The sequence below is a fragment of the Stenotrophomonas sp. 22692 genome, from assembly GCF_052045015.1.
GTDB classification, from domain to species: Bacteria; Pseudomonadota; Gammaproteobacteria; order Xanthomonadales; family Xanthomonadaceae; genus Stenotrophomonas; species Stenotrophomonas geniculata.
In genome coordinates this window covers 1-5,347 of sequence record NZ_JBQEMR010000072.1, presented here as the reverse complement: position 1 = coordinate 5,347, position 5,347 = coordinate 1, and the positions used below count along the sequence as shown (strand labels likewise).

4 protein-coding genes are annotated in these 5,347 nt (G+C 68.5%); 2 read left to right on the top strand and 2 right to left on the bottom strand.

All coding sequences use genetic code 11. From position 1 onward, the window contains the following. Positions 1-193: 193 nt before the first annotated feature. Complete coding sequence (locus tag ACTJJM_RS21025) at positions 194-970, top strand: lytic transglycosylase domain-containing protein (RefSeq protein ID WP_029379923.1); 777 nt, start codon at positions 194-196, stop codon at positions 968-970. Positions 971-995: 25 nt separating this feature from the next. On the opposite strand, the gene ACTJJM_RS21020 is transcribed toward ACTJJM_RS21025, so the two are convergent. Further along, positions 996-2,516 carry a tetratricopeptide repeat protein gene (locus ACTJJM_RS21020; protein ID WP_279947602.1) on the bottom strand — a complete coding sequence of 507 codons (1,521 nt, stop codon included), beginning with the start codon at positions 2,514-2,516 and terminating at the stop codon, positions 996-998. 165 nt (positions 2,517-2,681) lie between these two features. On the opposite strand from ACTJJM_RS21020, the gene ACTJJM_RS21015 reads away from it, so the two are divergent. Then, positions 2,682-4,763 (top strand): NHL repeat-containing protein, encoded by a 2,082-nt coding sequence (locus ACTJJM_RS21015; RefSeq protein WP_224328925.1) that lies wholly within the window; start codon positions 2,682-2,684, stop codon positions 4,761-4,763. Here ACTJJM_RS21015 and ACTJJM_RS21010 read toward each other — a convergent pair. Beyond that, positions 4,741-5,148: a YciI family protein gene (locus tag ACTJJM_RS21010; protein ID WP_043399841.1), complete on the bottom strand. Its 408-nt coding sequence runs from the start codon at positions 5,146-5,148 to the stop codon at positions 4,741-4,743. The genes ACTJJM_RS21015 and ACTJJM_RS21010 overlap by 23 nt on opposite strands. Positions 5,149-5,347 lie beyond the last annotated feature (199 nt).

The following is a 5,347-nucleotide window of genomic DNA, read 5'->3' as shown; positions in this document are numbered from 1 at the left end:
GCGCCATGGATGGCGCCATCGAGCCCCCATGGATGGGTTTACGGCGTGTCCTGCCGGGCCACACCCACCCGACCAGCCCTCAACTGCCCAGCGCTGCTCTGGCTGTTGACGTTGCCTCTGCAGGTGCAGGGCGCAGCCCTGCCGGCCCCCATTCACCCAACATTAGCGGGCACGGCCGGATCATCCGGCCGCCATGCCCCGTCGCCCTCTCCTGCTAGCGCTGTTGCTGCTGCCCAGCCTGTGGCCCGGGCTGGCCGCCGCGCGCACCGTCTACCGCTGCGTGCAGGGCAACACCGTCAGCCTGGCCACCGCGCCGGAACCCGGTTCACGCTGCACCGCGAAGGAAATCGACGACAACGCCATCCAGGCCCCGAACCTGTGGGGCAACATGGGCGTGTTCAGCGGCGTGCTGTACGAGCGCGAGCAGGATGGCGCGCTGGTCTACTCCACCCGCAACCTGCCCGGCTCGCGGGTGTTCCTGAAGTTCACAGTGGCCACGCCGCCAGGTGAACCTGCCCACGAAGGCCTGGGCAAGGTCGGCAAGCCGCAGTTGGCGCAGCACGCCAAACAGTTCAAGGCTGCGGCCAAGGCTACGGGCGTCGATGACGCGTGGCTGCGCGCGATTGCCCATGCTGAAAGCAACTTCGATGCGCTGGCGGTGTCCAGCAAGGGCGCACAGGGCGTGATGCAGTTGATGCCGGACACCGCGCAGGAGTACGGCGTGAATGATCCGTTCTCGCCCCAGCAGTCGATCGATGGCGGCGCCCGCTACATGCGTGCGCTGCTGCGTCGCTACAACGGTGACCGGCCGCTGGCAGCGGCTGCGTACAACGCCGGCATCGGCGCGGTCACCCGCTACAAGGGCGTGCCGCCCTATGCCGAAACCCTGGCCTATGTGGACAAGGTGATGGCGCTGTACGCGCGCTACCGCGAGGCGATGGGCATCCGTACCGAGGTGCCGGCGCGCTAGGCCAGTGGCGCTACACAAAAGCTCCTCAGCGCGAGGTGGAAGTGCTGACCAGTTCGTAGCGTTCGATCCGGCCCAGGCGGTCAACCTCGGCCTGCACGTCGGCGCGTTGCTTCAGCGCACGCCAGGCCGCATCGATCTTCACGTCACCGGGCAGCGACGGATAGGTGCGCATGTCCTGCAGGGAGGCCAGTGTCTCGCCGCGCTCGACGGGTGAGCGCAGCTGTTCGATCAGCACGGCAGCGGCGCCGTCGAGATTGCCCTCGTCCAGCAGCATCTCGCGCTGGAACAGGCGCGCGTCATCGCCCTGGGCCAGGATCGCTGCACGCGCGGCCTGTTCGGCCTTGGCATCGCCACGTTCACGGGCGGCAACGAACTGCAGCAGTGCCTGGGCCGCCTTGCCGTATCCGGCCAGGCCCGGCATGTCATTCACCGCGGTGGCGGCATCCTGCATGCGGCCCAGCGAACTGAACACGAAGCCGACGTTGAACTGGTGCTCGGCACCATCCGGGCCCAGTGCGCCGATGCGTGCGGCCAGTTTGGCTGCCGCCAGCGCATCATCGGTACGGCCCAGCCGGCGCAGCGCCGTAAGCCGGCTGTTGAGCAGCCACGCCACCCATTCGGCTTCCGCCGCCGAGGGCGACTCGCCCTCGGCCGCCGCACTGGCCATGCCATCGGTCAGTGCCAGCACTTCCTCGTTGCGGTCCAGCATCAGCAGCGTGCTGCTGAACTCGGCCATGCGTGCATCCAGCGCCCGGTCGAGCAGGCCGGAAACCCGCAGTTCGTCGAGGTGCTTCTGTGCAGCCTGCACCGGATCGAAGCGGGCATCGGCGCGGTCGACATAGCGGTCAAACCGTTTGTCACTGCGCAGGCGGATGATTTCGGCGGGACCGGTGATGCGCGCCAGCGTGGCGGGAATATCGTCGCCACGGCCGTTGTCGGCCTGCAGCGTGGCCAGTGCCAGCCACATTCCGGTGGGTTCCAGGCCGCCGCTCTTCCAGCCGTTGTCGAACAGCGCCTGCAGCAGTTCCATGCGCTGCTGCGGCTGGTCCCGCAGGCGGAACTGCAGGTAGTTGATCGCGTGGCGGTCCACCGGCAACGGCGCGTCGGCATGCTTCAGTGCCTGCACCAGGTGCTTCGTGGCGGGCGCTGGTTGGTTCTCGGACAGTTCCACCGAGACCAGGGTCAGCAGGATCTGCGCATCGTCCGGCAGTGCTTCCTGAGCGCGCTGCAGGTAGCGGCGGGCCTGATCCGGCTTCTTCTGCACCATCGCGGTCCAGCCAGCCACCTGCGCGGCGCGGCCGCGATGTTCGGCATCGAAGTCATCCAGCATTGGATCTTCCATCAGCCGTTCCATCGCGATCAGCGCGCCCAGCGTGTTGCCACTGCGCGACTGCTGGATGGCCTCATCCCATCGCGTGGCATAGGCCTGGTGCATTGCATCGGCGGTGACGGACGGCTTCTGTGGCACCAACGTGATCGAGGCGGTGGCGGATGAACTGGCCAATGCGGCAATCAGCAGGGCGGCGAGGGGGAGGATGCGGGGCATGGAGGATCTCCATCCGTGGGAACCGCATTGAACCCGCTGCAGCCAGCGAGAACAAGCGCGATGGATGGAACTCTGGCGTTTGGCCGTTTGATTGGCCATGGCGGATCGTGCGTTCAGCGTCTATTGTCGGTGCCTCTTCAGGCAGCAGGCAGGCAGCGCAGCACGATGGCACGGTGGCAATGGATGGCGGCAGGCGTAGCGTTGGCGACGGTAGTGGCATTGGCTGCGACCTGGTGGGAGACACCGCTGCATACGCTGGCTGAACCGGTGGGTCCGGTTCCAACGCCGCTGGCGTGGACCGCGCAGATCGAACCGCTGGCCGGCGATGGCCACCCGGGTAACCGCGACGGCGCCGCCGCGCAGGCACGTTTCGCCGATCCGTACGCGTTGCTGCGCAGTGCCGATGGCAGCGTCTATTTCACCGATGCCGGCGACAACAACCGGATCCGTCGCCGCCTTCCCGATGGCCGTGTTGAAACGGTGGCCGGGCAGGGCGAGGGGCGCGTCGATGGCCCGGCACTGCAGGCCAGTTTCAATACGCCCTCGGGCATTGCCGCCGACGCGCAGGGCAACCTGTATGTGGCCGACACCGGCAACCATGCGATCCGCCGGATCGGCACCGATGGGCAGGTGACCACGCTGGCGGGTGGTGAACAGGGCTATGCCGATGGGCCGGCCGCGCAGGCGCGCTTTGATGCGCCGATGGGCATCGCGGTGGACGCGCAGGGCCAGGTCTACGTGGCCGATACCTACAACGACCGCATCCGGGTGATCGGTACTGATGGCAACGTGCGCACCCTTGCCGGCGGTGAGCGCCCGGGAATGGCCGATGGCGTGGGCGCTGCGGCGCGCTTCGATACGCCGGTGGCACTGGCCTTCGATGCGCAGGGCGCGCTGCTGGTGGCCGATCTGTTAAACAACGCGGTACGCCGCATAGGCGCTGATGGCACGGTCAGCACCGTGGTCGCCGCCGGTGGCGTGATCAATGGGCCGCTGTCGCTGGCCACCACCCACGATGGCGTGCTGTACGTGGGCGACATGGATGGCCGCATCGTGCAGGTGACGCCGCAGGGCCACCAGATCGCGCTGGTCGGCAATGGTCGCCTGCCGCGCCTGGCCCGCCCCAGTGGCCTGGCGATGGATGCCGATGGCAGCGTGCTGGTGGCCGACGCCGCCAGCTACCGTCTGCATCGCCTGCGCCCACTGCCGGTAGGCGACCTGCCCGCGCCGGCACTGGTCGGCCCGGCCGCCGATGCCGCCTTGCCCGATACCGGCGGGCGCTGGCCGTTGGCGCCGCAGGATGGCTGGCACGAAGTGGTCGGCACACTGGGTGAAGTGCGCGGCAACTTCACCGGCGAGAGTCGCCATCACCTGCACGGTGGATTCGACGTGCGCGGTGATGTGGGCCAGACCGTGCTGGCGATCGCCGATGGCAAGATCAGCAGCCCGATGGCGGCCTGGAGCCTGGGCGAGCAGGCCGAGGGCCTGGCCGTGGATCGCCTCAAGTACATCCACATGCGGGTGGGCCGCACCCCACGCAATGAACCGTTCGATGCGCGCTGGCAGGCGTTGTACGACGAGCAGGGCAAGCTGGAGCGGATGCGCGTGCGGCGCGGCATGCGCATCCACGTCGGCGATCGCCTGGGCAGCATCAACAACCAGGCGCATGTGCACCTGGCCGTGGGTACCGGTGGCTTCGAGACCAATGCCGTGGCACTGGGCTTCCAGAACTACGCCGACCACTTCGCACCGCGCATCACCGATGTGGCGCTGCTGGACGACACCGACCAGCCCATGGCCGCCGGCAGCGACGGCGTGGTGATGGTGGCGCGCCAGGGCCGCGGTGTGCAGATCGTGGTGGAGGCCTGGGACCAGGTCGACAACAACCTGCCACGCCGTCGCCTGGGCATGTACCAGGTGGGCTACCAGATCCTCGATGCGGCTGGGCAGCCGCTGCAGGGTTACGAGCAGCCGCGCTGGAACATCGTGTTCAACCGCATGCCGCCGCAGAAGGAAGCGGTGCGCGTGGCCTACGCCCCCGACAGTGGGATCACCGTGCATGGCAGCGCGGTGACCCGTTTCCGTTATCTGGCCACCAACACCGTGCGTGACGGCCTGATGGATACCGGGCGTTGGCAGCCGTCGGCGCTGCCGCCGGGTGAGTACATCGTGCGCGCCAATGTGCGCGACTACAGCGGCAACGAAGGCGTCGGCCCGCGCGAGATCAGGGTACGGCTGCTGCCATAGCGGCAGCCGGGGCGCCGCAGCGTTCGCGCTCGGCGTCCATGTCTTCCAGCGGCCGCACTTCGATGCTGCCGAAGCGTGCCCACGGGAAGTCGCGGGCGATGCGCATGGCTTCGTCGCGGTCGGGGGCGACGATCAGGTTGAAGCCGGCCAGCAGTTCACGGGTTTCGGCGAACGGACCATCCAGTACGCGACTGTGGCCATCACGCACGCGCAGGGTCTGCGCGGTGTCGACCGGCTGCAGCTTCTGCGCGGCCAGCAGCGTGCCTTCGGCCTGCAGCTTGTCGGCATGGGCCAGGCAGTCGCGCATCAGCGCGTTGAATTCTTCGATGGGCAGGGCCTGCAGCAGGGCAGGCTCGATGTAGATCAGAAGCAGGTACTGCTGCATGGCACGATCCTGGCGGGGGCGGGGTGCCCATGATGGCGCAGGTCTGCGCGTGGGCATGTTGCAGCGCGGGAGGCGCGCCTTCGGCGGGGATCGGCGAACGGCGGAGCCCCTCCGTGGTGGCGCTACAGCGTGATTCCTGGGCTTGGGGGGGGGGGGGGGGGGGGGGGGGGGGGGGGGGGGGGGGGGGGAGGGGGGGGGG